A 2718-nucleotide genomic window follows, 5' to 3' on the forward strand; every position below is an offset into this window, starting at 1 on the left:
TAGATTCGTTGGTAGCGAGGATCGGGGAACGGTTCACCCGCGCTGAGCCTCGGGGGCGGGCGGGTGAGTATGTGTCGGGGCTGGTCGCGGGTCTGGAACGCAAGAACGGGTGGACGCTCGCGGAACGCGCTGGTGAGAGCGCTCCGGACGGGATGCAGCGGTTGCTGCGCGCCGCCGACTGGGATGTCGACGGGGTGCGTGACGATGTGCGTGACTACGTGATCGAGCACCTCGGCGACCCCGCCGCCGTGCTGGCCGATGACACCGGGTTCCTGACGGAAGGCACCAAATCCGCTGGCGTGCAACGGCAGTATTCCGGCACCGCCGGGTCCTGTTCGTAAATTACTGTCGGGGTTGATCTTTGGGTCGACGTGCCGGGTGGCGGCGGGAAACTCGGGTATGTGTCGTCCGCGAGATTGTCTATCCGCTGCCGAGTTGCGGGTCAAGTTCGAACGGCTCCTGCCGCATCTGGATGAACGCCGTCGCCGGCTCTACCTGGCCAGCGAGGCGATTGCGATGGGCCACGGCGGGATTACCGTGGTGGCCGCCGCCTCCGGCGCCAGCACCGCTACCGTCACGCGCGGTATCTCCGAACTGGCTGCGACTACCGCACCGCCCCAGCGCATCCGCGCTCCGGGCGCGGGTCGCAAGCCGCTGGTGGTGACCGACACCGGCCTGCTGCCGGCGCTGGAGGCACTCATTGAGCCGCATACTCGCGGCGATCCGGTTTCTGCGCTGCGCTGGACCACGCTGTCGCTGCGCACCTTGGCTGCGGCGCTGACCGACCAGGGACACCCGGTCGGCGCCACGACAGTCGGGCACCTGCTGCACGCACTGGGATACCGTCTGCAGGGCACTGCCAAAACCAGCGAAGGCGCCTGCCATCCAGACCGCGACGCGCAGTTCGCACACATCAACGCGACCGCTACCGCCTTCCTCGACGCCGGGCAGCCGGTCATCAGCGTCGATACCAAGGCCAAGGAGTGGATCGGCAACCGCGACCGTCCCGGACGCACCTGGCGCCCGGGCAAGAGCCCGGTCAAGGTGGACTGCCACACCTTCGTGACCGACGATCATCCGGTGGTCATCCCCTACGGGATCTATGACATCGCCACCAACACCGGCTGGGTCAACGTCGGAACCGACCACGACACTGCCGAATTCGCGGTGGAATCCATCCGCCGCTGGTGGCGGCACTGCGGACGGCAGCAGCACCCGGACGCGACCCGGCTGCTGATCACCGCGGACGCCGGTGGCTCCAACGACCCCCGCCGCTGGACATGGAAGAAGTACCTGCACGCCTTCGCCATCGACAGCGGCTTGGAGATCATGGTCTGCCACTACCCTCCGGGCACTTCGAAGTGGAACAAGATCGAGCACCGGATGTTCTGCCACATCACCGCCAACTGGCGCGGCCGACCGCTGACCAGTTATCAGGTCGTCATCGAGACCATCGCCGCGACAACAACGAGCACCGGATTGACCATCGGCGCCGACCTGGACACCGGCAGCCACCCCCTCGGCGGCACCGTCACCTCCGCCGAGTTCCACGCCCTGCCGATCACACCCGACGCCTTCCACGGAGACTGGAACTACAGCGTGGCACCCTGCGCACCGCACCCGGCCGAGCAAGCCCCAACCCACCGCAGGCTCGATCCCGCCGTGACCGAGATGCTCACCGATCCGGCTCTGACCGGCATGTCTCGAGCGGACTTCACGCACCTGGCAGCCGTCTCGGAACCGTATTGGGACGCCCTGGCCGAGGCGGCCTTCCAACGTCGCTTCCACCGCCCCCGCAGCTATCTGCATCCGCAAACCAGCAGCGTCGACCATTTTCACCGGCTCCTGACAGCCTTGCTGCGGCGGCGAAGGGCCGCCACCAGCACGCTGCTGGCCCAACTACTCGGAGTCAAGCGCACCAACCTGACCATGCAGTTCCGAGACGGCCACCGGATCCTGGACCTGCACCGGCTCGACATCACACCCATACCCGGACCACCCGCACGCACTCTTGAGCAACTACAAGCCCGTCTCACACACGCAACCCACCCCACAGATCAACTGCAACAGTAATTTACGGACAGGCCCCTGGCCGTACGGAGAATTGCCAGATCGGGGTGTTTCTGGCGTATGCGTCCTCCCGCGGGCATGCCCTGATCGACCGGGAACTCTACATCCCGGAATCGTGGACCGATGATCGTGAGCGTTGCCGCGATGCCGGGATCCCCGACGAGGTCGGGTTCGCGACCAAGGCGCGGCAGATGATCGCCATGCTGGACCGCGCGCTGGCCGCGGGGGTGCCGTTCGCGTGGTTCACCGCTGATGAGGTCTACGGCCAAGCTGGTTACCTGCGGGATTGGCTCGAAGGTCAGGTCGTGTCGTATGTGATGGCCACCCGCTGTGATCATCAGTTGACCACTCGCGCCGGTCGCAGGGCCCGCGCTGATGAGCTGATCGCCGACCTCGCGCCGGTGAAGCGGCAGCGGCTGTCGGTCGGCGCCGGCGCGCACGGGCCCCGCGAATACGACTGGGTACGCAGGCCGATCGACGGGACGTGGGCGCGCGGGCGGGGGCACTGGCTGCTGGCTCGCCGCTCGATCAACGACCCGACCGAGATCGCCTACTACCTCTGCTATGGCCCGGCTCGGTCCCGGCTGGTGGATCTGGCGTGGGTCGCGGGGTCGCGTTGGCATGTGGAGGAGGCGTTGTGCGCCACGA

At 67.1% G+C, this 2718-nt stretch carries 3 pseudogenes; all 3 read left to right on the forward strand.

The features are described from left to right. A pseudogene (locus tag NA4_RS37855) lies at positions 1 to 329 on the forward strand (transposase); the annotation flags it as partial. A 70-nt stretch (positions 330 to 399) separates the two neighbouring features. Then, positions 400 to 2009, forward strand: a pseudogene (locus NA4_RS37860) (ISAzo13 family transposase); the annotation flags it as partial. 66 nt (positions 2010 to 2075) lie between these two features. Then, positions 2076 to 2718, forward strand: a pseudogene (locus NA4_RS37865) (IS701 family transposase); the annotation flags it as partial.

The organism is Nocardia amamiensis NBRC 102102, assembly GCF_001612745.1.
In the GTDB taxonomy this organism is placed as follows: Bacteria; Actinomycetota; Actinomycetes; order Mycobacteriales; family Mycobacteriaceae; genus Nocardia; species Nocardia amamiensis.